Origin of the sequence: Streptomyces sp. NRRL S-1813 (assembly GCF_000719605.1) — a bacterium.
Lineage (GTDB): Bacteria > Actinomycetota > Actinomycetes > Streptomycetales > Streptomycetaceae > Streptomyces > Streptomyces decoyicus.
This window is the reverse complement of the sequence record NZ_JOHB01000002.1, coordinates 426,346-452,814: the sequence shown is the minus strand read 5'-3', so window position 1 is coordinate 452,814 and position 26,469 is coordinate 426,346. Positions and strand designations below refer to the sequence as shown.

The window sequence follows — 26,469 nt, the reverse complement described above, 5'->3', positions numbered from 1 at the left end:
GCGGGTCACCAGGCCATCGGGACCCTGCTCATGTCACCGCCGGGCTCGCCCCCGCACCGGTGGTGCGGCGACTGGTCGTGGCTCGCCCTCGCCGCGCCCGGAAGTGCATGCGGCCGTCCCCGGGCCGGTGCAGCCCCAGGCCGGCGCTGGGAGGGACCCGTCTCCGCTCGAACTGAGGGAAAACCTCCAAATGCATCACTCCAATACTGTGGCCGCCAAGACGATCATGGGGAGGTATGGGGTCGCAGACTTGCAGGGGCGGTGCGTGCTCCGGTGGCGGCCCGCCTCCTCCGCGACGACCTGAAGGACGTGCGTCATGAGCGAACGTGTCATCACCCCGCGAAGCCGGGGATTCCTCTTCCTCGACTCCCACCCGGCCGGCTGCGAGCGCGTGGTGCAGGAGATGTGGGAGGCCGCCCCCGCACCCGCCCGTGTCCCGGACAGCGCTCCGGTGGCACTCCTCATCGGCTCGTCAGCCGGCTACGGGCTGGCCGCGACGATCGCCGGACTCGCCCGGGCGGGGATCCGCGGCATCGGCGTCTGCTTCGAGAAGGCCCCTACCGAGCGGCGCACGGCCACGGCCGGCTGGTACCGCACCGCCGCCACCGCTGAACTCGCCCGGCGGCACGGCCACGACATGGTGTTCCTCAACGGCGACGCCTTCTCCGACGAGATGAAGGACCAGGTCGCGGACCTTCTCCGCCAGCGCTTCGGCCGCCTGGACCACCTGATCTACTCGGTTGCCTCACCGAGACGCACCGACCCGGAAACCGGTATCACCTACTCCTCGGCCCTCAAGCCCATCGGCGAGGCCTACTGCACCAAGACCCTCGTCTTCGACGGGGACGGGGCTCCGGAGGTCAAGGAGGTGGAGACGCAGCCGGCCGAGGGCGATGACGTCGAGCAGACGATCGCGGTGATGGGTGGCGCGGACTGGGAGCGGTGGATCGATCATCTCGCCGACCGCGGTCTGCTCGCCACCGGATTCTCCACCGCCGCTCTGTCGTACATCGGTTCCCCGCTGACGGACGGGATCTACCGGCAGGGCACCATCGGCGCCGCCAAGGCGCATCTCGAAGCGACCGCCCGCACTCTCGACGAGCGCTTGGACAAGCTGGTCGGCGGCCGAGCGGTGACCTCCGTCAACGGGGCCGCGGTCACACAGTCCTCCACCGCCATCCCCGGCATCGCCCTCTACGTCGGTCTGCTGCGCGGCGTTCTCGGCGAGGCTCTGGTGCCGCCGATTGCGCAGCTGTCCGACCTGTGGGACCAGCTGACCGGCGTCCGGCCGCTCGACACGGATGAGGACGGCCGGGTCCGTCTCGACGGCTGGGAACTCAACAGCGCGGTCCAGGCCGCCGTCACCGAAAGGTGGGACTCGGCCACCACCGAGACCATTACCCGCCTCGCCGATCTCGACTGGTTCCACGCCGAGGTCCAGCGCCTCTACGGTTTTGCGGTACCGGGAATCGACTACACGGCCCCGACCGCGACCCAGGTTCCCTGGCCGGACGCCACTTCCTGATCCCCGGGAAAACGACGACCGGATCCGGTGGTTTCGGCCGGACGCCACCACTTTCCCTGACGTCCCCTGACATCACCTGGCAGCAAGGGTGAGTTGGTCGACCTGACAGTAAGGGGTGAGTTCGTCAAGTTGAGGAAAGGGCTCGCTCGCCTTAGGGAAGTCCTGTCATGAGGAAGGAAGTTTCCCTGGTGATGAGGGGCGCGGCCAGGAGTGTGTGCGGACGTACGGTCGTTCGTCGTCTGCCTGCGCGGCGAATTCGGTTCCACCGTCAAGGAATTCAGGCGGCCGGGCCTGGTTTCATCGGACGGCCGGCGTCAGCTTATGACCGACTCCACCTGATGACCGGCGTCAGCTTATGACGGCTTCATCGGGTGGCCGGCTCCGTCGTGAGTGCATTCGAGGGAGCATTCGGGCGGCTGAGGGGGGTCGACATCCACCGCGTCATCAGCAGACCAGGTGGCCGGCCCGGGTGTCCGCCGTGGCGGACGGCTGTGTTCTCAGGTCGTGGCTCATCGGCCACGGCCTGGCCGGTCACGGTGTGCCGCGCCCCTGGCGGGGGACGATCGCGGTCACGGTTTTGCCGGCCTGTTCTCGCCTGATCTCCACGGCGGTCGCGATCCGGCAGACCATCGACCATCCAAAACCTCCGCCCTCTCCGGTGACGTCGGGGGTGCGGGGGCGGGGAAGAACAGGGCTGGAATCGCCTACGGTGACCACCACCGACTCCGGGCCGGCCCGCAGCCGCAAGGTGCAGGTCTTTCCGCCCGCGTGCCGTACCGCATTGGTAACCAGTTCGGAGACGACAAGGATCACCGCCTCCCTGGTGTCCCTTTCCACGGAGGGCTCCAGCTGCTCCAGGTAGCCGGATGCAAGGTGCCGTGCGGGCCCGACTGCTTCGGAATGGCAATCGAGTTGAAGCTCCAGCACCGGCGACGCCGTATTGGTGTGCGGAGCCTCGGCGGTGCTCATGATAAAGCTCACCTCATATCGCGTCGTCTTGCCTTCAGGCCGGAAAGCGTGCCCTCTTCCCGGGCCACCAATCCCAAATCTCCGAGGTGGGACGAAGTGGTTTCTTCGCCGCAACGGTGGAAAGACCGACCCCGCGCCTGTCCCGAACGGGCATGGCCAAGCGGAGCGCTGTGGAACACCTCACGCCGACCCGGCAGCTGGACGGCGAGTACGGCCACCGCCACGCCCTCAGGCCTGCCGTGCCCCTCCGGCGCCGAAAAGCTCAGCGCGCGAGCGGCAGCGGCAAAAGCGGAACCACCGTCATCCTCCTCCGGACAGTCGGGTGCCCGAATCCGCCGCGAGCAATCGGGCATTTCCCCGGTTTCCTTCACGGGCCGATGGGTAGGGGCTGGCCCTTTCCAGTCGTTGCGCGGCAGGTAGGGACGAATATCCGGCGGCGTGATGCGTCGAGCCCGACGCCACCTTCCCGCGCCGGGCTCAACACCACGTGACCGACCAGACCCACCCCTAATCAGTCAAATACGAGCAAACAAACCTATAGCTGCCCAACCTCACCACGTCGAATGATGCGCGCCCCTCGGCTATGTGACGACCACTCCCGGCCAACGGCGGACGGCCACTCCCGGCCGGCCGGGACAAGTCGCGAGCCGGCCCCTGTCCACACGCCGGCGCTGTGTGCCGTCGCCGCGGACGGGCGCCCCGGCCCACGTCGCTGCGCCCGCGCCCGCACTCGGGACGACACGACCCGCGCACCGACGAAGACCATCGCCGTGGCCGCCAGATATCCCAGTTCGAGAACCGCGGCGTGGGCCGGGGCAACCTTCGCCGACCAGCCTGCGCCACGCTGTACGCCCTCGAACACGACGCGGTTGACGCTGAGGAAAGCCACATGGGTGCCGATCGCCACCCACAGGGGCGCGGACCCCGGCGCCGTCCGCGCGGCCAGCAGCGTGAGACCGAAGACCGAGAGCAGCACGAGATAGGCAATCGGATCCTGACCAGCGGGAGTAACACCCATCGGCGGAGCCGCCACGCCCACGAGACGGGACACTCCGGCCTGCGCCACGGTGGATGCCGCCGGCACCAGCAGGAAGACCGCCGTCGTCCCCAGGGCCGAGATCACCCCGCCAAGCCGGTCGCGCAACGAGGCCCAGGCGTAACCACGCAGTGTCGCCTCCTCCGGCAGCGCCTCCAGCAGCACGGCCACCAAGGCGTTGCCCACCAGGAACGAGGCGAGGGCTGCCGGGTCAAGGGCGGACCAGTGGACCCACCCGAGGGCCGTACCGGCCCCGAGCGCGAGGGCGGCACACGAGGCGGTGACGCCCAGGCCACGAAGGAACCCGAGGGGCGCCGAGGAACGGGGCCCCAGACCCATGGGGCAGCGGCTTGTTGACCGCATGGCCCGTAAGCCCAGTACGGCCGGGACGGCCAGCAAACTCACCAGTGCGGCAGGCAGCAGCTGCCGCAGGTATCCCTCGGCGCCGAGCAGCCGCGCGAGCGCCTCCCCCAGCGCATTGCCCGCCCCCAGCGCACACGCCATCACCGCACCGCCGAGCAGCGCTCTCCCCCAGGCCCGCCATGCGGAGCCCCGAACCGGCGTCGTCGTGCCGCAGGTCGTAGCCATCAGCTCTCCCTTCACGATCAGCGGGAGGGATGTCCGGGTGCGTCCGCCGGAATCGTCCGTGCGCATCGAACCGGGCCCGGTGGCGGCTCGTCACCCCGACCGGCCACACCGGTCGGGCACCGGACCGCCGTACCCCGCAAGCTCTTCGAGAGCTACGTGTGCCCGCGGCATCGACGATGAAGCCGCACCCCGGCGCACCCGACACGAACGGCCCGGCAAACCCTCCTGCGGCATGACGTGTCGCGGCCAGGGACTACATCCCTCGATCCAGATCCCTCGGTCCAGCGGTCGTACGCGAAGGGTTCAGGCGCCCGGCGCAGTCACGGCAGGCTCGGACGTCCGGTCCGCACGAGCACCAGAAAGACTCCGCAAAGGTGCATATACGGCAACAGAGGCAATGAATGCGACGTAGTACGCAAAATCGGCGCCATGGAGCGCGGCCGCGACGGGGCCGACGAACAGGGTCGTATCCATGAAGGGCACGGCCGCCGCGAACGCGACGACGAAAGCGGCACACGCGGGCCACCACGGCTGAGGGCGGGCGAACTCGGCCTCGACGTCGATCGGCGCACCGCGGCGGGCCTTGGCGCGCAGCCTCGCGTCGACAAGGACGATGCCGACGAAACCGGGGATCCAGTAGCCCACGAACAACAACAGGTTCTGGAAGCGCGTCGTGGTGTCCGCGGCGTGCATCCAGAGCACCAGCAGGAAGCCGAGTACGGCCGCTGCCGCCGCGGCGAGCGGCCGGGGAACCCGTATGCCGGCCGTCTGGAGCGCCAGGGAGCCGCTGTAATCGTTCATGGCATTGCTGCACACCGCGGCGGCCGCGATGGCCAGCAGGCCGAAGGCACCGAGCACCCCGCCGCCCAGCAGCCCGTGCACCCCGGCGGCCGTCTGGTCGGTGAAGAGCTCGGCCCCCCACAACCCCAGCGCCTGCACCCAGGCGAAGGACAGCACCATGCCGAGCACGGAGTACCAGAACATCCGGGGCCGGGATGTCGTACGGGGCAGGTAGCGGCTGAAGTCCGAGGCGTAGGGGGCCCAGGAGATGGCCAGACTGAGTGCGATGGTGCTGGTCAGGATAAAGGCGCCGAGACGGTCGGCACCGTGCGCGGAACCCGACAGGGGAAGCGGCACGCCGGACAGCAGCTTGACGCTCAGGACCAGGAAAGCGGCGCCCAGCACGAAGGTCATCACCGTCTGGAGCTGATGCAGCGCCTCATAGCCGAAGACGCCGACGGCTCCCTGGAGGAGCAGGACCACCAGCGCGCCCAGCCAGAACGGCCAGCCGAGCAGCTGGGCCAGCGCCTCGCCGCCGAAGAGGCCGATGAGCGCGTCCCAGGCGACGGAGGAGAGCCACTGCATGATGCCGGGCAGTGCCACTCCACGGCCGAAGGCCAGCCGCGACAGCGGCAGCTGGCCGGTCCCGGTCTGGCTGCCCCAGGTGCCGAGGTAGGCGGCAGGTACCGCGCCGACGATCGTGCCGAGCACCATGGCCGTGAGGGCCGTCCAGAAGTCCAGCCCCAGGGAGACGCCCACGGTGCCGGAGAACACTCCGGTCATGGTGAGATTGGGGGCGAACCACACGGTGAAAAGTCGGGCAGACCTTCCATAGCGGTTGCTTTCAGGCACCGGCTCGATACCGTGCCGCTCGACCGTCAGGTCACCGGGCCGGGCAGGCATCCGCCCTCGGAAGGCGGATTCTTCGATGGTCATGACTCTCCAGGCTCAACAGATGCGCGCCCTACCGTAGGCCGGACAGCCGGCCCGCCCGCAACGGCCCCCTGGCCCGGCACCACCGGCCGGTGGTGCCGGACGGAGGCGGAGACGGAGACGGCCCCAGAGGCTCAGGGCCCACGCCTCACGCCTCACGCCTCACGCCTCACGCCTCAGGGATAAGACACCACCGTCGACGGCACCGTCGAGGTGCCCGTAGTGGGAGCCCCGATGCCGTTGATCACGTGCTCGTACTGGCCCTTGCCGCCCAGGGAGACCACGAGCAGATCGTGGAACTTCACACCCGGCTTGTTCGGCGCCTCGAAGCCGTGGTCCTGGCGGATGGTGGGATCCACGTTGTAGAAGCAGTAGCTGCCCAGGCCCCACCCCTCGTGCGTGGTCACGTCGTCAGCGATCTTGTACGCGGCGTACCCCTTGATGTTGCCGTTCTGCACCGCGGCCTGATCGGGAGCGTCGTACGCCTTCTCGTTCTGGAAGAAGACGGTGCGCCCGCGCTCGCCGCGCCACTCCACGTCGTACTTGTTGAAGTGCTCGACGAAGAGCCCGGTCGCCAGGACGTCGTCACCGTTGACGCGGACCCCGTAGTCGGCCCGGTTGGTCTCCCAGCCCACTCCGTCCCCGTGGTCGGCGCGCCAGACCCAGGTGTGATCGACGATGGTGTGGTTGCTGTTGATCACCATGTTGGTGGTCGCCTTGCCGGGGCCCGCCCCGCCGATCCGCAGGAAGACGTCCTGGACCGTGGTCGGGTTGGCGGCGTGGCTCGCGGAGGAGCCCTCGGGGCCGACCTCCAGCAGCGTTGCGGAATTGACCGGACCGGCATCGATCAGGAACCCGGCGAGCCGCACACCGTCGACGTCGGCCACCTTCAAGGCCGTCGCCCCCTTGTCCGGAACAATCGTCGCGTACCCCAGCCCCAGGACCACCGTGTTCGCGCGCTGCACCTCGATCGCCCGGTCGACGTGGTAAATCCCGGGCGTGAGAAGCAAGTTGAGGCCCTGGGCCAGCGCGGCGTTGAGGGTCGCCGCGTCGACGCCGGGCTTGGCCACATAGAACTGGCCGAGCGGAAGGGACTCGCCCCGTGGTGTGCCGTTACCCCAGGTGGTGCCGCGAGCGTGGGTCCGCTTCTCGGGCAGGAAGACCTTGTAGTCGGCCCCGTCGAGATAGAGGAAGGGCTTTTCACGGGAGACCGGAGTGGTGTCGAGGGTGGTGTACGGCGGGTTGGGGAAGCTCTGCGCGGGGGCTCCCTCGACTCCTGAGAACACCATGTTCCACACGGCGTTGTTCCAGCCGCCCACCGAACTGTCACGGGTGTACCACTGCTGCTGCGAGTACGGGCCCACCGTGCCGTCGATACGGCTGTCGGCGATATAGCCGCCGCTCGCCCAGCCGTAGCCGTCGGGCGACAGGTTCAGCCCGCCCCTGACGTGCATCCGCCGGAACGGTGCCGCCTGGGCCACGGCCCACCGGTTGGTGCCGTTGACGGGACGGAGCGCGAGGTTCTCCGCCGAACGCCAGAAGTTCTGTGTCGCGTTGCCGTTGAACCACCCGGCGTCGACGGTCACATCACCGTTGAAGGTCGTGTCGTCGGGCGACAGACCGAGGCCCGCGATCGCGGTGTAGAAGCCGAGCTGGGCGTTCAGACCGTTGTATGTGCCCGGCTTGAAGAGGAGCGCGTACCGCCCGTTGCCGAACTGGGCCGACTCCTGCCGTTTGAAGATCTCGTCGAGTCTTCCCTGGATGTTGGGCGTGGCGGGGTCGAAGACCAGGACGTTCGGGCCGAGATCGCCCCCGCCCGGAAGTGCGGCGGCTGCGGCGGGCGCCGCGGACGCCCGGGAGGACAGCACCGGGAGGCCTGCGGCGGGAAGCGCGGCCGCCATCGCGGCCAGGACCCTGCGGCGTGAGGGCTTCGGTGTGCGAGGGGCCGTGGCGCCTGTGGGGGGTGTGGGCATCGCAGCTCTCCTAGTTCAGGAAGTGAACGAGTGAAGTGCATGGGAGCGCTCTCTTGCCCGATGCATGTTCATCACATGTGAACGGCACGTCAAGACTTCTGTCGGGAATCCGCAAACTTGGCACTGACCAATCCTCAAGCGCCAGGCTATTTAGCCTAGTTACGGGGTTTCTGCGTAAGCGCGCAAGCTCCCACGGAGCCCTCGCCGCGTTCAGTAGATGTCAATGGGGGGCAGGGCAAGGGGAGTTCGTCAGCCCAGTGCCCGGTCGAGGTTGAACGCGGCGCTGATGAGTCCCAGATGGGTGAAGGCCTGAGGGAAGTTGCCGATCTGTTCGCCGGTACGGCCGATTTCTTCGGCGTACAGCCCGAGGTGATTGGCGTAGGTCAGCATCTTCTCGAAGGCGAGCCGGGCCTCGTCCACCCGGCCGGCGCGGGACAGCGCCTCGACGTACCAGAACGAGCAGATCGAGAAGGTGCCCTCCTCACCTCGCAGTCCGTCCGGGCTGCGGCGCGGGTCATAGCGGTAGACCAGGGAGTCGGACACCAGCTCCTCGCCCAACGCGTCCAGGGTGGAGAGCCATTTCGGGTCGGTGGGAGAGATGAACTTGGCCAGCGGCATCATCAGGACGGACGCGTCGAGGACGTTGTCGCCCTCGTGCTGGACGAAGGCTTTCCGCTCGGCGGACCAGCTGCGCTCCATGATGCGGTGGTAGATCGCGTCACGGGCATGCGCCCAGCGGGGCATGTCCGCCGGCAGGCCCCGGTGGGTGGCGATCCGCATCGCGCGCTCGATCGCGACCCAGCACATCAGCTGCGCGTACAGGAAGCGCTGGGTTTTGCCCCGGGTCTCCCAGATCCCTTCGTCCGGCTGGTCCCAGTTGTCACAGACCCAGTTGACCAGGGTGCCTACGGTGTCCCAGTGCTCACTGGACAGCGGCTCTCCCCATTTGTCGTAGAGATAGAGGGAGTCGATAAGGGCCCCGTAGATGTCCAGTTGGAGCTGGTTGACGGCGTCGTTGCCGATCCGCACGGGCGTCGAGCCCAAGTGGCCCTCCAAGTGGAGGAGTTCCTCCTCGGGGAGTTCGCTGCGGCCGTCGATGCCATACATGATCTGAAGCGGTCCGCCGGAACCGTCATTGAGGCCGACGTTCTCGGACAGGAAATGCACAAAGGCCTTGGCCTCGTCGGTGAACCCCAGTCGGAGCAGCGCATAGATGCAGAACGCGGCGTCTCTCACCCACGCATAGCGGTAGTCCCAGTTGCGCTCGCCGCCGACCTGTTCGGGCAGGCTGGTCGTGGGCGCGGCCACGATGGCCCCGGTCGGGGCGTAGGTGAGGAGCTTGAGGGTGAGCGCGGAGCGGTGCACCATCTCCCGCCAGCGCCCTCGGTAGCGGGATTTCGACAGCCATCTGCGCCAGTACCGCACCGTGGCACCGAAGAGTTCTTCCGCCTCCGTCACCGGACAGGCCCGCGGCTCCAACCCCTCGCCGATCCGGTCGAGCGCGAACACCGCGGTCTCCCCCTCGGCCAGCGTGAACGAGGAGGTGGCATCCGGGCCGTCGGTCTCGACGGGAACGCTGGAGGTCAGCGCAAGAGAGAGATCCGGGGAGTCGAACACGGTCTGGCCCTGCCGCGTACTCACCGTGTGCGTGCTGCGCCCGTAGTCGAAGCGGGGTGCCACACGGACGGTGAACGGCAGCGCCCCGCGCACGCAGAGCACCCGCCGGATCAGCCGGTGGCGGTCCGCCTCGCGTGAGTCGTCGACGATCGGCATGAAGTCCTGGACCTCGCCGACACCGTGGTCCGCGAAGAACCGCGTGATCAGGATGTTGGTGTCGGGGAAGTAGAACTGCTTCGTCCGCGCGGGTACGTCCGGGGCCAGCTCGAAGGCCCCGCCACGGTCGGCGTCCAGGATCGCCGCGAAGACACTGGGTGCGTCGAACCGTGTGCAGCAATACCAGTCGATAGTGCCGTTGGTCCCGACGAGCGCGGCCGTACGCATGTCCCCGATCAGGCCGTGCTCGGCGATGGGGGTGTAGCGAAGTGCGTCCGCCTTGCTGGGGCGGAGGCTCACAGCGGCGGTCATCCGACCTCCCCGGGACGGGGCTGCGGGAGCAGTGGATTCAGGTTACCTCCGCACGGTTGCGGGCGCCGAGCCGGCGATGGGCGGTCGGCGCCCGCAACGGCGCGTCACTGTGTGTGATCGAGGCGCGGGATCCGGAGGCCGCCGCCACCAGCGCGGACACCGCCGGCTACGCCCATGACCTGGAGACATCCGGTCAGTCGTGCGTACCGCGCGTTCCACCCCGGCGCCGCACCAGCAGGTTCCCCAGAGCAGTGCGGCGGTGCAGGACCGCGCGCCCCGCGCGAACCGTGGTGATCAGGCCCGCGCCGCGCAGCGCGGCGGTGTGGGCGGACACCGTGGCATTGCTGACGGCCAGCCGCCGGGCGAGCTCGCTGGTGGTGTGCCCGTCCGCGAGCAGGAGCAAGATCTCGACCCGTGTGCGCCCGAGCACCCCGGCGAGCGCGTCGTCCGTGTCATCCGGCTCGGCCGGCGGGAGCGGCACCCCCGGACCGGCCGGGTAGGTCACGGTCAGCGGACGGTCGGGCGGGTGGGAGATGAGGGGCCGGCCGGTCCAGTGGAAGGTGGGCAGAAGCAGCACGCCGCGACCGCGCAGCTCGATGTCCTGCTCGTAGGGTGCTTCGAGCTCCCAGCGGCTCTCGTGCACCCGGGCGCCGGGGACGAGTGCGGCAAGTGCGGCGCCGGTGCCGTGCTCCGCCACGGCCAGCGCATGGCGGAGGAACTCCCTCTGGTGGAGGTCCTGCACCAGGGGCCACACAGGACCCAGTGCCGTATCGAAGGCCGCCCGCTGCGCGCGGCCGAGGAGTTGCCAGGCCTCGGCGTCACCGCGGTGCAGACCACGGATCCACAGCGGAGCCGGGGACGCCTGCCGGGCGTACACGCGCTCCAACTCGGAGCGCACCAGGTCCGGGCGTGTGGCCCGGACGGTGTCCGCTCCCTCCTTCAGCGTGTCGCTGAACACATCGAGGAAGGCGGGGGCCGCCTCCGCAGGGACCACGTCCCTCAGCGGCAGGACGGCAGGAGGAAGGGACCGGAGCAGGCGTCGTCTCCAGCGGCCGAAGAGCAACTCGTCGTCCGGGCGGCACATTTTCCTGAGTGCCACGTTCAGCTCCTGCAAGGGAGCCGGCCGGGGCGCGAAACGGACCTGGGCGAAGTCGGCGGTCGTGAAATGGATCCGGATCACTACTCTCCCTGGTGACAGCGCGCCATCGTTCAGGGCAGGGCCTCAACGATCGCCGGCCCTCCCCACCGGCTGCCAGCATCCAGGTCGTGCCCCCTTCCCTCCACCCAGGGGGCGGCCGGAAGGCACAAGGACTGACGTCACAGCGGAAGAAAGCCGCGGCACAAGGGAGAGTCATGTTGCGCAAGAAGGCGGTCGACGACGGGCGGGCGGGACGAACCTCCGCCGTGGGAAAGGGCGTTGATGTCACCGCGGGTGGTGAGGGGGTGGCGGCCGCGCCAGACCGACGAGCCGTCACCAAGTCAGCGGTGCTGGCGGCCGCGATGCTGCTCACGGGCGCCGGGCGCGCGCAGGCACGACCCGCACAAGCACGGTTCCAGGCACACCCCACACAGGCGCAACCCGCCGGCGAGGTCACCGTACGGTTGCCGGCGCCCACCGGACCGCACCGGACCGGGGTCACCGCACTGCACCTGGTGGATCGCTCCAGGCGCGACCCATGGGAACCGCTCCCCGTTCGGGAAGTGATGGTCACGGTGTTCTATCCCGCCCGCACCGTCCGCGGCTACCCGGTCGCAGCGCAGATGACCGAGGGCGCCGCGAAGACTCTCCCCCATGTCGATCCCCTCTTCCATGGGGAGTTGCCGACCCGCGGGGTGAACTGGGCGGCCACCAGAACCCATTCCCACACGGGGGCGCCCGCACTGCCCGCGCGACGACCGGTACTGCTGTACAGCCCGGGAGGCGGCGACCCGCGCACCCTGGGCACCGGTCTCGCCGAAGAGCTGGCGAGCCACGGCTACGTGGTCGTCACCATCGACCACCCAGGCGATGCCAGTGAGGTCGAGTTCCCCCACCGGATGAAGGGGAGGAAGAAGGTCCGCACCACCGTCTTCAGAGGAGACCCCCGGAAGGAGCCGGCGCTCTTCCGCAGCATGATCGACACCCGGATCGCGGATACCCGCTTCGTGCTGAACCAGCTGGAGGCGCTGGCAGGCGGGCGGAACCCGGACGCGGAGCGACACCCGCTGCCGCACGGCCTCGGTCGTGCGCTGGATCTGCGGCGGACGGGCATCTACGGGCACTCGGCCGGCGGCACCACCGCGGCCCAGGCGATGTACGAGGACCGACGCATCGTCGCGGCGGTCAACCTGGAAGGGTTTCTGGACCATCCACCGGAGGTGCCCGGCCGGGAAGGGAAGCTGTACCCGGTCGCCCGGTACGGGGTGGACCGGCCGCTGCTCCTGCTGGGAACGGATGGCTTCCGCTACCAGAAGGAACTGGAGCGTTCCTGGTCGGCGATGCTCGCCCATCCGCACGGCCGCACCCACCGGCGTCAGCTCGACCACGCCACGCACGGGGTGTTCACCGACTACGCCACCATCGCCCCCCAGCTGCAATCCGCCGGGCTGATGACCGCCGGCAACCGGAACAAGCTGGTCGGCGCCATCGACCCCGCCGTGTCGGTTCCCCTCCTGCGCGGCTACGTGCACTCCTTCTTCGCCCGGCATCTGCCCGCGCACTGACAGAAGTCGGCGGGAAACCGATGGGCCCCGCACACCGCGGTACGGCTGAGGCCTTCGCCGTACCGCGGCGGAGTGCGCAGCCCCACGACCGGAACTGCGACAGTGCGGTAGGAAGAACGCATGAGCTTCGTCCCTGTCTGCGGTCCCGAAGGTCCCATCCGCGTCACAGCCGCCTCGGCAGCACCGCGCCCGGCCGCCGTTCGCGCCGTGCTCTTCGACTTCTCCGGCACGCTGTTCCAGATAGGAACGTACGAGGACAGGATCCGGGCAGCACTCGCCGAGCCGGTGGACGACGTGATGATGGACCGTCTGCTGAACGGGCTGGAAGCCAACCTGTCCCACCCTGACGTCGTCGAAGCCCAACGCGCTCGGGACGTCTCCTCGAAGGCCCACCGGCACGCCTTCACCACGTGGTACGCCTCGGTCCCCGAGCTCGTTCCCTGCGCCGAGGCGCTCTACGAACAGCTGCGGGCTCCCGAGCAGTGGCTGCCCTACGCGGACACCGCACCCACGCTCGCCCGCCTCACCCAAAGCGGCCTCCCCCTCGGAGTGGTGAGCGACGTCGGCTGGGACCTCCGGACCACCTTCGCCCACCACGGCCTCGACCGGTTCATCTCGGCCTGGGTGCACTCCTATGAGCACCGCACGGAGAAGCCCGACCCGTTGCTGTTCCGCCACGCCTGCCGCGAACTGGGCGCGGATCCGTCCGAGACGCTCATGGTGGGCGACCACCCCGCCAAGGACGGCGGCGCGGTAGGGGCGGGCCTGCGTTCCTATGTGCTTCCTGCGGGAGCCGCTCCCGGTTCGCTACGAGGACTGGACGCGGTACTGCGGCTGGCGGGGCTGATCTCGGCCTGAACGTGGCCTGGATGCCCGGAGCCATGGCCGCTCCCCGGCAGCCGCCGGCTGACCCGTCACGGGCATCCCACTGCCCACTCGGCGCCCACTCGCTCCACCACCGGCGGGAATTCCGGCCCGGCCTCTCGCCATACGCCTCCCCGGCGTAGGACCATGGCACGCTCGCCTCGCATCTGTCTCCCGTTCCGTACGCCGTGCCCTGGGGAGGACCCGGATCATGAGCAGACCGATTGCTGCACGCGGCCGCTTCACCCTGCTGCTCACCCCCCTGCTTCTCGGACTCGCGCTCACGCTCCCGCCCGGACCGCCTGCGCACGCGGCGGCCGCACCGGGCGGCTCCGGCCGCCCGGCCGCGTCCGCCGACTCGTACTGGAGCCCGCAGCGGATGAGGGCAGCGGAACCGGCCGCCGTCACCAGGAGTTCGAAGACGCGGCCCCCGGCAGCGGGACCCACTCCACCACCGAGCCACCCGTTCGACGGCCTCCCCCAGGTGGGAACCTTCTTCTGGACGGACGGCAGCAACACCGGCCGGTTCTGCGGCGGCACGGTCGTGCGCAGCCCGCACCGCGACCTCGTGGTCAGTGCCGCACACTGTCTCCGCTCCCCCGACCCGAAGCGGCACCTGTCGTTCGTGCCGCAGTATCACGACGGCCTGAAGCCGCACGGGATCTACCCCGTCGACCGCATCTACCTCGACCAGCGGTACTACGACCTCGGAACGAACGCGGGCGCCCGCTGGGACTACGCGGTGGTGCGGCTCGCGGCGCGGGAGGACGGAGCCGAGGTGGAGACGGTCACCGGCGGCTTCGACCTCCTGCCGTACCCGGGATATGACCACCGGAACGTTCGGCTCATCGGTTACCCCGGGAACAGCGACACCAGCCATCCCAAGCCCCTTGACTGCACCTCCTCCACGCACCGGTACACCAGTACCGACCCGGCCGCCCCCGGCAACTTCCTGGAGATCGCCTGCGCGGGCTATATCGGCGGCACCTCCGGCGGGCCCTTTCTGGTACGGGACTTCACCGGTTACGCCCTGATCGGCGTCATCGGCGGCTACCACACCGGGGGCGACTTCCCGGACGTCTCCTACAGCTCGTACTTCACGGGCGACGCGCTGGCGCTCTACTTGCATGCCGTGCGCGGCGATACGCCTGCCGGACCGCGCCGGAGTCCGCCGTCGAAGTGAGCGAAAAGTGTCGATGAGTGGACGGCGGATGAATAGATGGTGGATGAACGCCGGACGCGTCATCACCCTCCACATATCCGGGCATTGCCTTGGCCCCTGTTAATGTCAGCGATGACTAAAGGCTCTTTGCCCACCAGGCCCGCCCGCAGTGGAAGGTGACGCCCGTTGGTGCCGTCATTTCTCTTGTCCGTACTGAATCGCCTCTTCGGCAATGAATCGTGGCGCCGACTTCATGCACGAGCGGCGTTCTGGGTCACCGTCGTCATGACCGCGGCACTTCTCGGGGGTGCCGCTCTGGTCGTGGTCGCCGAATCCGGCGCGCCACGCGCCAATATCACGTCCTACCCGAGGGCATTGTGGTGGTCGATCGAGACCGCTACCACAGTGGGTTACGGGGATTTCTATCCGGTCACCCTGTGGGGCCGCGTCATTGCTTCCTTTTTGATGCTCAGCGCCATTACGGCATTCGGCGTCATCACGGCGGCCCTCGCCACCTGGTTCGTCGGCCACGCGGAGCAGGACATGATCCGCCTGGGCAAGTCAGTGGGAAGCCACGCACGCGTGGACGCGGAGGCGATGCGTTCGGAACTGCGCACGCTGCACGCGCGTTTTGACCACGTCGAGAATCTGATCCGGGACAAAGGTACGCACTCCGCCCCTTGAGCAAGGAGGGCGGCGACTCTTGGCCGAGGAGGGCCGAGGAGGATTGGCGGGCCCTGAGCATGGGCGTCGCGCCGTCGGCGGGGGGACCCCGCGGCCGCCAACGGCGCCATGGCTTCACCTTGCGGGAAGCTCCAGGAAGCGCTGGGAAGCCCGAGGAAGCGTGTGTGGGGGGAAGCCTGTTAGCTCATTCCCTGTGTGTCTAAGCTGGTGAGCGTGATCGATTCCGCTGATGTCCGCCGTATCGCCCTTTCCCTCCCCGAGACGGTGGAGAAGGAAGCCTGGGAGATGCCCACGTTCCGGGTCGCCGGAAAAATGTTCATCACGATCCCCGACGATGAGACGTCGTTCGCCGTGAGATGCCCGATACATGAGCGGCAGGAGTTGATCGCCGCGGAACCGCGAAAGTTCTGGGTGCCGCCGCACGAGGCCGGCTCCGCCTGGGTGCGGGTGCGGCTCGCCGAACTGGAAGACATGGACGAGCTGCGGGACATCCTCGTGGACTCCTGGAAGCAAGCAGCTCCGACGCGGCTGGTGGAGGCTTTCCCCCGGAAAGAATGAGCCGGCCGGCAATTGCTGCCCGACGCCACTCCCCCGCCGGAATCGCTCACCACGGTTCCGGCGCGACGTCCGCAGATATCAGTGCCGGCGGCGCAAGTCGCTCCAGTCGAGCGCTTGGGACGCCGTCTGCTGGGAACGCTCGGCGGCCTCGCGGGCTTCGGCGAGGATATCTCCGTGCTCCTCGACGAGCTCTTCATAGATCGGGGTGGGGCTGGAGGTGTGCGTGGAAGTAGTCATGTCAGTGTCCCGTTCCCTTGTGATTCTTGGATTGCGGCTCGGTAGGTTCTCGCCGCCCTGGGAAGTAGGGAGCACCACAGTGGAATACTCGGTGCACAAAGGGAGGTTGTCCCCACTCGTCCGCCGCTCCCCCGTGCGGCGCTGGACATCGTGTCATGAGCGCGGCGACCACGCAAAGATCACCCCGCGCCTGAGACCGTTGATGAGGGAACGTCCGTTTCGCGTAGGCCTTTACTGCTCTTGCTCGGTCTCACGCGCCACGTTAGTTCCGACTTGCACTACTGGACTACGACGTCCTGTCCGCTCTCACTCCCGGCGGAACCCCGAAATCCATTCGCCCGTGATGTGGCGACCTGCGCACTGAGCACCCGGACCCCGTGCAGATGAGGCTGCCTCGGGAGGGTGAGCTCCACTCCGCAGAGTGTGCGACAGCGGTGACATTCTTCGATCGAGGGCGACCGACCTGGCCGAAGGGCCGACGAGCCGGCTCCGAAACCACGCTCGGCGTGCATTTCCCTTCAGCGGATTGACCGGATACGCCTCTTCTCACCCATGGGTCCGGATGGCGAATTACCCGATCGGCACCAGGTCGCCGAAAACCGATGGATTCCGCCGCCGGCACCGTCGGTCCGACAGTGAGCCTTTCCCGGCTTGCGCAGGGTCAGCTCGTCTTCCGCTCCGGCGGCCCATCCGTGCCGTACAGCTTCGCCGAGGCGTCCACATGGGCCAGCCTGCGCAGCGCGCTGAACACCGCCTCACCCAGTACCGTTCCGATCACCACACTCTCCACCATGCCCTCGACCGACACCCGCCGGTCCACGTACGCGAGGTCGGCGCGGGCGACCTGCTCGGCGGCGTCGGCGTAGTCGTCGAGCACCTCGACGAACGCTTCGTGCCCCAACCGGGCCATGGAGGCAAGGGCCTTGGACAGGTCGGCCGCGGCGGGGTCCGACTCGTGCGTCCGCCAGCCACGCCGGGAGATGAGGTCGGCGACGACGGCATGCGCGGCCGCAGACTCGGAGTCGTCGTGCTCGATGTTTGCGCTGCCGAGGCGGTCCGCGGCGACACCGAGCACTTTGTGCAGCGGACGCGCCGGATCGTCGATGGCGGTCAGTACGTCCGCGATTTCGGCCACCTTCATGCCGCCCACATCGAGCAGGGCGCGGATGAGCCGCAGCCGGCGCTCGTGCGCCTCGCCGTAGGTCGCTTGATTCGGGCTGGTCAGCTCGCCCGGAGGCAGCAGCCCTTCACGGACGTAGTACTTGATCGTCGGCACCGACACTCCGGTTGTTCGGCTCAACTCTCCGATTCGCACTGCCGGTTCACTCCTTGACCTTCGCTCTGCTCACCTCGCCGGCCCTTGCCAGCTCGCCTCCCATCATAGATAGTTGGGCTATCAGATAGCAGATAGTGCTGCTATCTATGAGGGAGTAATCCATGTCTTCGTCACTTCCGTCTTCGCGGTCTGTGCCGTCGTGGTGGTCTTCGGCTCCATGGCGGTCGTGGCATCGGCCGCTGGTGCTGTTCTCGGCGGCAATGGTGGTGATGGCGGTCGTATCGGCAGTGGGGCTCGTCGCCGACGACCGCATGCTGGTGGGCGCGCCGATCTGGTTCAAGCCGTTCAAGTTCTCGGCCTCCTTCGTGGCGTACTGCCTCTCCCTGGCCTGGATGCTTTCGCTTCTCCCCCGAGGCCGACGCGTGGGCTGGTGGGCGGGGACGGTCGTCGCGCTGGCCGGCCTTGTCGAGATGGTGATCATCGCCGGGCAGACGATGCGCGGGAAGCGCAGCCACTTCAACCACGAAACGCCCTTCGACGAGGCGCTGTTCAACGCGATGGCCGTCACGGTCGTCATCCTGTGGCTCGGTACGCTCGTCGTCGCCGTGCTGTTGCTCCGCGCCCGAATCGCCGACCGTGCGTCCGCCTGGGCGATGCGCTCGGGCATCGTCCTGGCGCTGGCCGGGGCTGCCGTCGGCTTCCTGATGACACAGCCCGCGCCGGGGCAGCGGCGCGGCGTCTCCAAGGTGGTCGGCGCGCACAGCGTGGGCGTGCCGGACGGCGGTCCCTCCATGCCGCTGACCGGCTGGTCGACGACCGGCGGAGATCTGCGGATCCCGCACTTCGTCGGCATGCATGCACTGCAACTCCTGCCGCTGCTGGTCATGGTGCTGACCGCCCTCGCACCGCGCTTCGCCCGCCTTGCCGATGACCGGGTACGGTTGCGCCTGGTGCTGTTCGCCTCGGGCGTGTACGCCGCCGCGTTCGCCCTGGTCCTCCGGCAGGCGCTGCGGGGTCAGCCGCTGATCCAGCCGGACGGCGTGACTCTGGGGGCGGCCGGCCTGATCCTGGTGGCCGTCATTCTCGGTACGTATGGATGCCTGCGGGTTCCGACTCCCCTTGCGGGCAAGGCAACTGCTGAAGACGTCAGTGCCTCGGACGTCAGCGCCTCGAAGGAACTCGTGTCATGACCGGATTCCTCTTCGAGCTCTCCTTCTGGCTGGCCGCACCCGTCTGGCTGCTCATGATCTTCGCCCCCGGGTGGGGCCCGACCGCCCGCATCGCCGGGTCACCGCTGACCGTGGTGCCCGTACTGCTCGTCTATCTCGCGCTCGCCGTCCCGGTGTTCGGCGAACTCTGGACCGCGGTCAGCAGCCCGGACCTCGGCACCTTCCGCGAACTGACGGCACTCGCGGACGGCGCGGGAGCCATCTGGTCGCAGGTCATCGCCTGGGATCTTCTCATCGGGCAGTGGATGTACCGGGAGGCCAGACGGCTCAGGATCCCCGCCCTGCTGATGGGGCCCCTGCTGGCCTTCACGATCCTGCTGTCGCCCTTCGGGCTGCTGGTGTTCCTGGGGCTGCGAACGGCGTGGGCACGGCGTTCGACGCGCGACGACCTCGCGATTGCCGCATCCCGCGGGGCCACGTAGGCCGAGCACGGCCCCGCCTCGCCCGCCACAGACGACTGATCAGCAGCTCGAGCCCACTTTGGACTCCGAAACGGACAGTGGCCTCAACCTGACTGTATGCGGCGGGAGTTGAGCGCAAAGGCGGTGTCCAGATGTGGAGAGTCTCCTGGCAGATGGGTGATTGTCGAGATCAGCTGTCCAGCCAGGAGCCTCCGCCTGCTCGTCTGCCCATCGGGGATCGATCTGCCCTCCGCCTCCGGCACACTCCGATGCGGCACCACCCGCATCACCACCATCGTCGCCAAGCGGTACTCGCCCTCCGCCTCGCGTCAGCCTCAGGCGGGAAAGGGCTCAGTGCCGCTCAAGGGTTCTTCTGTTCGTGGGCGGCAAGGATGGCGGCGACGGCGCTGCCGATGTGGGCTTCGGAGGTCGCCTTGTCGACACCGAGGCCGGTGAGTATGCCTGCGCCGTCCTCGAGCTCCAGCAGCGCGAGCAGTATGTGCTCCGTCCCGACGTAGTTGTGGCCCAGGCGCAGGGCTTCCCGGAAGGTGAGTTCCAGTACCTTCCGCGCCGCGGCATCGAACGGGACGAGTTCGGGCAGTTCGTCGGCCGCCGGCGGCAGCACCCTGGCCACTGCCTGGCGCACGGCATCCAGCGGCACATCCTGCGCGGTGATCGCCCGTGCGGCGAGCCCGTCCGGCTCCCGCAAGAGCCCCAGCACCAAGTGCTCGGGCCGGATCTCGTCGTTGCCTGCGGCACGGGCTTCGTTCTGCGCCGACACCACCACGTTCCTCGCCCGGTCGGTGTACCGGCCGAAGCCCTGGCTGGGGTCGAGGCCTGACGGTTCGCCGGAAGCCTTGGGAACGAAGCGCTTCTGCGCCGCTTGCCTGGTCACCCCCATGCTCTTGCCGATGTCCGTCCACGACGCGCCCGAGCGTCGTGCCTGATCCACGAAGTGACCGATCAGGTGGTCCGCCACATCGCCGAGGTGATCCGCCGCGATCACCGCGTCGGAGAGTTGTTCCAGTTCATCGGAGTGGACCTTTTTGATGGCTTCGATCAGGTCGTCGAGCCGGACCGAATTGGTCATGCGAAGGGGATTCACCATGGGGGCAACCCTAGGTTGACAGCCAGGGGTCGTCAACCCTGAGTTGACACCTATCTGCCCCGCCACGGCCTCCAGTTGGGCACCGCGCACACCGCCGTAGCGACATGACGGGAGCGACATGGGGGGTGACATGCCGGGAGCCCAAATCGGCGAAGAAGCATGAGGCGCCGCGGCCTCCTCGACGAAGATGAGCCCGGCGACAGCTTGGGCCGCGGCCGGTCCGCTTCCTTCCCGACACATCAGCTGGAGGAGTTCTCGTGGGTGAGGCGACCCCACGATCTACGATCACGACCTCAACCCGGGGGCGGTGGCGTGGTTCAAGGCCACCGCTGTGCATCTCATCGACCGGGTGGAGGACTACTTGGAGATCCTGGCGGCGCATGATGTGAGCTGCGAGCGGGTCGAGTCCACCAACCCCGGAAGATCATTTATCCAGCGCCGCGGTCCGAGCCCTCCGTACGAATCGGCTGACGTTCCGCGCCGGTCTCGTCGACTGAGACAGCTGCGCGCGGCTGGGCGGATCCCGGACGTGCCGGAGAGCAACGCTGGTGCGAGTGCCGCGCGTTAGGCAGGATGCCTGGTGTGGCGAAGTCGCAGGGATGTGAAGCATGTGGTGCGCCGCTCCCGACGCCCTCACGGGCGACAAGCGGCGGCAAGGCTCCGGGCGGCCGGCCCGCGCGGTACTGCTCCCGTGCCTGCCGGCAACGCGCGTTCCGGCAGCGCGCGGTGCGTCACGCCCCGGCGCAGGCGGAGCCGGCAGGTCGGGGACTGCCGCCCTCGCTCGATGCCTTCGTAGGGCGCGAGCGAGAGCTGTCCCGGTTACGTACGCTGCTGAGGTCCTCGCGACTGCTGACGCTGACCGGACCCGGCGGAGTGGGCAAGACACGCCTGGCACTGGAGCTCGTCGGCAGTGTGCGGGGCGCGCGGGCGGGCCGCGCGCAGTGGGTGGCACTGGACTCACTGCGAGACGGCGAGCTGCTGCCGCAGGCTCTTGCCGCGGCCCTCGGGGTGCGCGAGCGCGGAGGCCGGGCAGGGGTCGAGGCGTTGGTCCATGCGCTGGGGACCCACACCATGCTGGTCGTGCTGGACAACTGCGAGCATCTGGCGGACGCCTGCGCACAGTTGGCCGCTACGCTGCTCGCCCGTTGCCCCCGACTGCGGATTCTCGCCACCAGCCGGGAGACGTTACGGGTCCCCGGCGAGGTCGTCTTCCGTGTCGCCGAACTGTCGCTGACGCCCACAGGCGAGGACCACGACCTGGCCGGGCTGCTGCGCTCGGAGGCGGTCAGGCTGTTCCTGGAGCGCGCCCGGACGAGCGACGCGACGTTCGAGCTCGGGCGCGGCGAGGCTCGCACCGTGGCCGAGATCTGCCGACGGCTGGACGGGCTGCCCCTGGCCATCGAACTGGCGGCGGGCCGCGCGGGCTCACTCTCGCTGACCGGCATCCTGCACGGCCTGGACGACCAGTTGTCCCTGCTGACCGATGGCAGCAGGACCGGACCGGGCCGGCATCGTGAGCTGGGGGCGGCGATCGACTGGAGCCATCGACTGCTGGATCCGTTGGAGAGAGTGGTGTTCCGGCGGCTGTCCGTGCTCGGGGGCGGCTTCAACGCGGAGGGAGCGGCCGCAGTCTGCGCCGACGGAAAGAGAAGCGGTGACGGGGCCGAAGACAGAGGTCCCCACGACATCGTCGGCCCCCACGACATCGTCCCCCGCACGCACGGCATCGGTCACCCGGGCCCCCACCACCTCATACGCCCCGAGCAGGTGTTGCGCGTGATCTGCGCGCTGGAGGCCAAGTCCCTGATCGTCCGGGTACGCGGGGACGAGCCGCGGGACGCGGCGAGGTTCCGGCAGCTGAGTGCCATCCGGGCCTATGGGATGGACCGGCTGGCGGAAGCCGGAGAGCTGCACGACACCTGGGGCCGGGCGCTCGACTGGCTGGCCGGGCAGGCTGCCGGAGCCGCCGTGTCAGGGGCGTTCCCCGACACCGCAGAGGGGCCCCTCATCGAGGAGCAGGAGAACCTCGCGGCGGCCGTCGCCTACGCCGCGTCGCGTGCCGACGGCCGGCATGTCCCGCTCGCGTTCGCGCTGGCCCGTTTGCAGTACCGGCAGGAGCAGTTGACGTCCGCGCGTGCTCTGTTGTCGGGGGTGCTGGAGCGGGTGCAGGAGTACGAGGACCGGGGCGCGGCGCTGGCGCTGGCCGCGCGGTCGGCCTGTCTTCAGGACGACCATGCCGCGGCCCTCGACCTCGCCCGGGAGGCCGTCGCCGTCGAGCGCGCGGGGCGGCATCCGGCCAGGCTGGCCAATGCCTTGGATGCGCTGGCGGCCGCTCGGCTGTGCCGGGGCGAGTTCTCCGACGCCGTCGCCGTCTTCGCCGAGTGCCTCGCTGTGGTCCGTACGCTCGGCCGTCCACTGGATCTCGCACTCTGCCGGCACCATCTGGCCTGGGCGCTGCTCCAGACGGGCCGGACCGCGGAGGCCGAGCGGCTGATGCAGGAGTGCCTGCCCGCGCTGGAAGCGGATGCCCCGGCAGGCCAGTTGACGGCCGCTCTGCACACCGAAGGGGCGATCCGGCTGGCGCAGGGCGACTTGGCAGCCGCCGAGCGGCGGTTCGCCGAGGTGCTGCTCAAGACGCCTGCCGGGGAGAGCTTTCATGCGCTCTATCCGCTGGAGGGTCTGGTCATGGTGGCAGCCGAACGTGGGGAGCTACAGCGGTCGTTACGGCTGTACGCGGCGGCCGCCGCGATACGGCGTCGGATCGACACGGAGCCGGAAGCTCACTGGTGGGGGCAGGTGGAGGCGGTCGTGGCACGGGTCAAGGAGCGGGTTCATCCGTCCGGAGTCAGTGCGGCGATGGCGGCCGGACGTCGACTGCGCGGCGCGCGGCTGGTCGCGTATGCACTGCGCGGCACTCAGGTCCGTTCCCTGGTCCACGGCAGCGACCACGACGAGATCCGTGATCGGGTCGCCACGGTCGGCCAACCCCCGCTGACCGGGCGGGAGTCGGCCGTCGCGGAACTCGTCGCCGAGGGCATGACCAATCAACAGATCGCCTCCCATCTGGGCCTCTCCAAGAGCACCGTGGCCGCCCATCTGGACCGGGTGCGGGACAAGTTGGGGGTCAGGTCCCGTACGCAGATAGCCGTCCGGGTTGCGAGACGGCCGGGAGGCTCCGAGCCCGGCAACTGAGCCTGGTTCAAGCCGGCCGCCCCGGCTCGTCCGGTCCTCCGAGTGCCCGCAGAGAGCCATGGACGCGGCGGCTCAGTAGGCCGGGAACGCCCATCCTCCCGGGTAGAACGGTTCCCGGTCTCCGCGGAAGGCGCTCGTTGCGCGTGCCAGGGCACCCGGTTGCAGTTCGCTGACTCGGCCGACGGCCGCAAGGGAGGCCAGAGTGGTGCCGCCGAGGAAGGCAGCGCCCAACTCGGTTGAGGTCAGCCGGAGACCGGCGGGGTCATGGGTGCGCTCGCAGGCGACCACGTCACCGTCGGCCTGAAGCCGGTAGCGCCCGGTGTTCCAGGGGCAGAAGCTGTCTTCCACGTCCAGGACGAGGTCCAGCGGCGTTGCGTAGCGGCGCCCGGCCGGCGCCCGGTCGACGTCGACCAGGCGTACCCACAGCCGGTCCACTTGCGTCGAGCGCACCGCACGGGGATCGGTCAGCAGGTGCGGCAGCGGTTCGTCGACCGCCGCCTCGTACTCGATCCATGGCACGAGGTCGATACCGGCGAGGAAGCGCCACAGTGCGGCGTACGCCTGGTGGCAGGTCGTCACGAACTCCATGACCTGCACCGCGCTTGCGTTGTTGGCTGTCCCAGGAGCGGCCGGTACCGAAGCGGTCGTAGATGGCGGCTTCGGAGGGACGGAGCACAGCGATCGGCTCGCCGCCGCACTCATGCAGGTCGGTGAGCTGCTTGCGCATCATCGCGGTGAGGATGCCGCGGCGCCGGTGGGTGGGGGCCACGCCGACCCAGGTGACGCCCGCGACCGGGAGGACGGCGCCGGGGACGGCCAGGCAGCGGGCGTAGGCCGCGGTGCCGCCGACGGGGGTTTCGCCGGCGAACGCACCGATCGTGCGCGCCAGTTCCACAGTGGCTCGACTGTCAGCCAGTTCCTCGTCGGACCGGTCCTCGTTGTAGGTGTTGGCGACCATGCGGGCCCATGGTGCGAACTCGTCATCGGTGACGGGACGGAGCAGATAAGGGTCACTCACCGTTCCTGTGTAGCGGAGATCGCGCCGCCGCACGATCGAATTGGCCGGTCGAGACGCTGACCCGGTGCTGCGCTCTGTGCGGTCGCCGGGGGCCAGTCCGCCTCAGCCGACCGATTCCCGTTCGTCGGAGTAAATCACCAACGTCTGTTCCGGCTGTTCGGCCAGGTGGAATGCGGTATACGCGAAGTCGATCGCGCCGCGTCCCGGGCGCCGCAGCCGCTTCCGTCCGCCGTGCCGGGCCTGTACGTCGTATCGCGGCCACCAGTCACGCACTTCCGGGCTGCCCGCGTTCAGCTCGTCGATCAGCCGGGTGTAGCGGGGGTCGCCGGGGTGGCGTCCGGCCAGCGTGCGCAGCCGGGCGAGCAGGCCGCGCGCCTCGGGCTCCCAGTCGACCACAACATCCCGGGCCGCAGGTTCGAGGAACACCCAGCGGGCGAAGTTCGCCGGTCGGTCCACGGCCGCGGTGAGGCGCGGGAACAGCTCGTCGGCCGCCTGGTTGTAGCTGAGCACGTCATAGTTGCCGCCGATGATGTACGCCGGGTGCGGCTGGATCAGCAGCGGGACGGCCGCCACCTCGGCAGCGAGCGGCTCGGATTCCTCGGCCTCGGCCGCCGGCGCGTGACCGGCGAGCTGGAAGAGGTGCCCGCGTTCGTGGCGGTCGAGCCGAAGCACCGAGGCGAGGGCGTCGAGCACCTGGTCCGAGGCGCGGATGTCCCGGCCCTGTTCGAGGTAGGTGTACCAGGTGGCGCTGATCCCGGCGAGCAGTGCGAGCTCCTCGCGGCGGAGTCCCGGCGTCCGGCGGCGACCGGTCTGTGGCAGGCCGACCTCGTCGGGGGTGATCCGCTCTCTGCGGCTGCGCAGGAAAGCGCTCAGCTCACGGCGTTGGTCCGGCTGTTTCGGCATGGTGGATGGCACCTCTGGTTCCAGAATGAACGCGCTCTGTATACCAGGCTAAAGCCGGCGCAGACTGGTGCCTGAGTGGGGGTTGCAGCCCTCACCGAGAGCCGGTGGACGGCTCATCCCGGCGTCCGGCGCCCCTGGCGCGCGGACGGGTTCCGGCGCTTGCCCGGATCCCGGTAACGACCGGACCCGGTAACGACGGGAACCGGTAACGACGGGAACCCGGTAACGAGAGGGAAGAGGAAGTCGTCATGTCGGAAACAGACATCATGTCGGGGATCGACGGCAAGGTCGTGGCGATCACGGGGGCCAGCAGTGGCATCGGCGAGGCGACCGCACTGCTGCTCGCCGAGCGAGGCGCGCGGCTCGTCCTGGGCGCGCGGCGGTCCGAGCGGCTCACGGATCTGGTGGCCCGGATCGAGAAGGCCGGTGGCTCGGCCGTGCAGACGCGCACGGACGTGACCCGGCGGGACGACCTGCACGCCCTGGTCGCGCTGGCCGGTGAGCGATTCGGCCGGCTCGACGTGCTGGTCAGCAATGCCGGGGTCGGTACGATCTCGCCGCTCGACGATCTGCGCGTCGACGAGTGGGACCGGATGGTCGACGTCAACATCAAGGGTGTGCTGCACGGGATCGGTGCCGCGCTACCGGTCTTCCGGGCGCAGGGCACCGGACACTTCATCACCACTGCCTCCACGGCCGCGTTGCGCATCGTGCCGAACATGGCGGTCTACGCCGGTACGAAGTTCGCGGTCCGCGCCCTTTGCGAAGGCCTGCGCCAGGAGGCCGGCGACTCCCTGCGGGTGACCACCGTCTCGCCCGGCATAGTGGGGACCGACTTCGCCGAGACATCAACGAATCCGCAGGTCAGAGCGCAGATCACGGAGATGAGGGACCGGATCGCGATTCCGCCTGAGGCGATCGCCCAGGCCATCGCGTTCGCGATCGAGCAGCCGGCCACGGTCGATGTGAACGAGATTGTCGTCCGGCCCACCGCCCAGAGCTGACACTCCTCGCCTGTGAGCGGTTCCGAGGCCCGGGCCGTTGCGGGGAGTCCGCTACGGCGGGACTCCCCCACCGGCCCGGCCGTGGCCGTGGCCCTGACCCTGGCTGTGGCCGTGACCCCGGCCCTGGCCCTTCCCCTGCCCCCATCCGAGGTTTCGTCACGCGGGCAACTCACCGGTCATCCGACCGATGTGGGGACTGGCGCGGCACCGGAGGCTGAGCGGGAGAGCGCACCTCACGTGG

General features: G+C 69.1%; 21 protein-coding genes and 1 pseudogene. 10 read left to right on the top strand and 12 right to left on the bottom strand.

Annotated features, from left to right (window positions below; translation table 11 throughout):
• Nucleotides 1-316 precede the first annotated feature (316 nt).
• Entirely contained in the window at nt 317-1,525 is a 1,209-nt protein-coding gene (gene fabV / locus IF67_RS0106725) for an enoyl-[acyl-carrier-protein] reductase FabV (RefSeq protein WP_030983100.1), read from the top strand.
• 531 nt (nt 1,526-2,056) lie between these two features.
• On the opposite strand, the gene IF67_RS0106715 is transcribed toward fabV, so the two are convergent.
• From IF67_RS0106715 to IF67_RS0106690, 6 genes are all read right to left on the bottom strand, one after another.
• Complete coding sequence (locus tag IF67_RS0106715; RefSeq protein ID WP_030983098.1) at nt 2,057-2,494, bottom strand: ATP-binding protein; 438 nt, start codon at nt 2,492-2,494, stop codon at nt 2,057-2,059.
• A gap of 535 nt (nt 2,495-3,029) precedes the next feature.
• On the bottom strand, nt 3,030-4,118 hold the full coding sequence (locus IF67_RS0106710) for a type II CAAX prenyl endopeptidase Rce1 family protein (protein ID WP_158713047.1): 1,089 nt from the start codon (nt 4,116-4,118) through the stop codon (nt 3,030-3,032).
• Nucleotides 4,119-4,421: 303 nt separating this feature from the next.
• Entirely contained in the window at nt 4,422-5,834 is a 1,413-nt protein-coding gene (locus IF67_RS0106705; protein WP_051817674.1) for a purine-cytosine permease family protein, read from the bottom strand.
• Between the two features lie 173 nt (nt 5,835-6,007).
• A complete protein-coding gene (locus tag IF67_RS0106700; RefSeq protein ID WP_030983093.1) occupies nt 6,008-7,804 on the bottom strand; it encodes a hypothetical protein in 1,797 nt (598 codons plus the stop codon).
• A 249-nt stretch (nt 7,805-8,053) separates the two neighbouring features.
• On the bottom strand, nt 8,054-9,889 hold the full coding sequence (locus IF67_RS0106695) for a glycoside hydrolase family 15 protein (RefSeq protein WP_030983092.1): 1,836 nt from the start codon (nt 9,887-9,889) through the stop codon (nt 8,054-8,056).
• A gap of 193 nt (nt 9,890-10,082) precedes the next feature.
• Nucleotides 10,083-11,069 carry an ArsR/SmtB family transcription factor gene (locus IF67_RS0106690; protein WP_030983091.1) on the bottom strand — a complete coding sequence of 329 codons (987 nt, stop codon included), beginning with the start codon at nt 11,067-11,069 and terminating at the stop codon, nt 10,083-10,085.
• 320 nt (nt 11,070-11,389) lie between these two features.
• Between IF67_RS0106690 and IF67_RS0106685 the strand changes: the two genes are divergently transcribed.
• From IF67_RS0106685 to IF67_RS0106665, 5 genes are all read left to right on the top strand, one after another.
• Nucleotides 11,390-12,592, top strand: coding sequence for an alpha/beta hydrolase family protein (locus IF67_RS0106685; RefSeq protein ID WP_051817734.1), 1,203 nt, complete (start codon nt 11,390-11,392; stop codon nt 12,590-12,592).
• 120 nt (nt 12,593-12,712) lie between these two features.
• Nucleotides 12,713-13,450, top strand: a complete 738-nt coding sequence (locus tag IF67_RS0106680) for an HAD family hydrolase (protein WP_030983089.1) — start codon at nt 12,713-12,715, stop codon at nt 13,448-13,450.
• 217 nt (nt 13,451-13,667) lie between these two features.
• Nucleotides 13,668-14,639 carry a trypsin-like serine peptidase gene (locus IF67_RS0106675; RefSeq protein ID WP_030983088.1) on the top strand — a complete coding sequence of 324 codons (972 nt, stop codon included), beginning with the start codon at nt 13,668-13,670 and terminating at the stop codon, nt 14,637-14,639.
• A 165-nt stretch (nt 14,640-14,804) separates the two neighbouring features.
• Nucleotides 14,805-15,302, top strand: coding sequence for a potassium channel family protein (locus IF67_RS0106670; RefSeq protein ID WP_030983087.1), 498 nt, complete (start codon nt 14,805-14,807; stop codon nt 15,300-15,302).
• A 213-nt stretch (nt 15,303-15,515) separates the two neighbouring features.
• Nucleotides 15,516-15,860 (top strand): MmcQ/YjbR family DNA-binding protein, encoded by a 345-nt coding sequence (locus IF67_RS0106665; protein WP_030983085.1) that lies wholly within the window; start codon nt 15,516-15,518, stop codon nt 15,858-15,860.
• A 78-nt stretch (nt 15,861-15,938) separates the two neighbouring features.
• Here the strand turns inward: IF67_RS0106665 and IF67_RS44160 are convergent, their stop codons facing one another.
• Nucleotides 15,939-16,097: a hypothetical protein gene (locus IF67_RS44160; RefSeq protein WP_199812690.1), complete on the bottom strand. Its 159-nt coding sequence runs from the start codon at nt 16,095-16,097 to the stop codon at nt 15,939-15,941.
• Between the two features lie 661 nt (nt 16,098-16,758).
• Complete coding sequence (locus tag IF67_RS0106655; protein ID WP_030983083.1) at nt 16,759-17,412, bottom strand: MerR family transcriptional regulator; 654 nt, start codon at nt 17,410-17,412, stop codon at nt 16,759-16,761.
• Between the two features lie 221 nt (nt 17,413-17,633).
• On the opposite strand from IF67_RS0106655, the gene IF67_RS0106645 reads away from it, so the two are divergent.
• Both IF67_RS0106645 and IF67_RS0106640 read left to right on the top strand, forming a co-directional pair.
• Nucleotides 17,634-18,563 carry a hypothetical protein gene (locus IF67_RS0106645; protein ID WP_030983081.1) on the top strand — a complete coding sequence of 310 codons (930 nt, stop codon included), beginning with the start codon at nt 17,634-17,636 and terminating at the stop codon, nt 18,561-18,563.
• Nucleotides 18,560-19,024 (top strand): ABA4-like family protein, encoded by a 465-nt coding sequence (locus IF67_RS0106640; protein WP_030983079.1) that lies wholly within the window; start codon nt 18,560-18,562, stop codon nt 19,022-19,024. The genes IF67_RS0106645 and IF67_RS0106640 overlap by 4 nt, the downstream gene beginning before the upstream one ends.
• A gap of 340 nt (nt 19,025-19,364) precedes the next feature.
• Here the strand turns inward: IF67_RS0106640 and IF67_RS0106635 are convergent, their stop codons facing one another.
• Nucleotides 19,365-20,111: a Clp protease N-terminal domain-containing protein gene (locus IF67_RS0106635; RefSeq protein ID WP_030983077.1), complete on the bottom strand. Its 747-nt coding sequence runs from the start codon at nt 20,109-20,111 to the stop codon at nt 19,365-19,367.
• A 573-nt stretch (nt 20,112-20,684) separates the two neighbouring features.
• Between IF67_RS0106635 and IF67_RS38850 the strand changes: the two genes are divergently transcribed.
• Nucleotides 20,685-23,303, top strand: a complete 2,619-nt coding sequence (locus IF67_RS38850) for an ATP-binding protein (protein ID WP_037838873.1) — start codon at nt 20,685-20,687, stop codon at nt 23,301-23,303.
• A gap of 72 nt (nt 23,304-23,375) precedes the next feature.
• Here the strand turns inward: IF67_RS38850 and IF67_RS44670 are convergent, their stop codons facing one another.
• The 3 genes and pseudogenes from IF67_RS44670 to IF67_RS0106620 form a co-directional block, all read right to left on the bottom strand.
• A complete protein-coding gene (locus IF67_RS44670; RefSeq protein ID WP_234340993.1) occupies nt 23,376-23,891 on the bottom strand; it encodes a sterol carrier protein domain-containing protein in 516 nt (171 codons plus the stop codon).
• A 106-nt stretch (nt 23,892-23,997) separates the two neighbouring features.
• A pseudogene (locus IF67_RS44665) lies at nt 23,998-24,261 on the bottom strand (GNAT family N-acetyltransferase); the annotation flags it as partial.
• A 162-nt stretch (nt 24,262-24,423) separates the two neighbouring features.
• Complete coding sequence (locus IF67_RS0106620; protein WP_030983073.1) at nt 24,424-25,224, bottom strand: helix-turn-helix transcriptional regulator; 801 nt, start codon at nt 25,222-25,224, stop codon at nt 24,424-24,426.
• Between the two features lie 266 nt (nt 25,225-25,490).
• Here IF67_RS0106620 and IF67_RS0106615 point away from each other — a divergent pair, with 266 nt between their 5' ends.
• Nucleotides 25,491-26,228 carry an SDR family oxidoreductase gene (locus IF67_RS0106615; protein WP_030983071.1) on the top strand — a complete coding sequence of 246 codons (738 nt, stop codon included), beginning with the start codon at nt 25,491-25,493 and terminating at the stop codon, nt 26,226-26,228.
• Nucleotides 26,229-26,469: the final 241 nt, after the last annotated feature.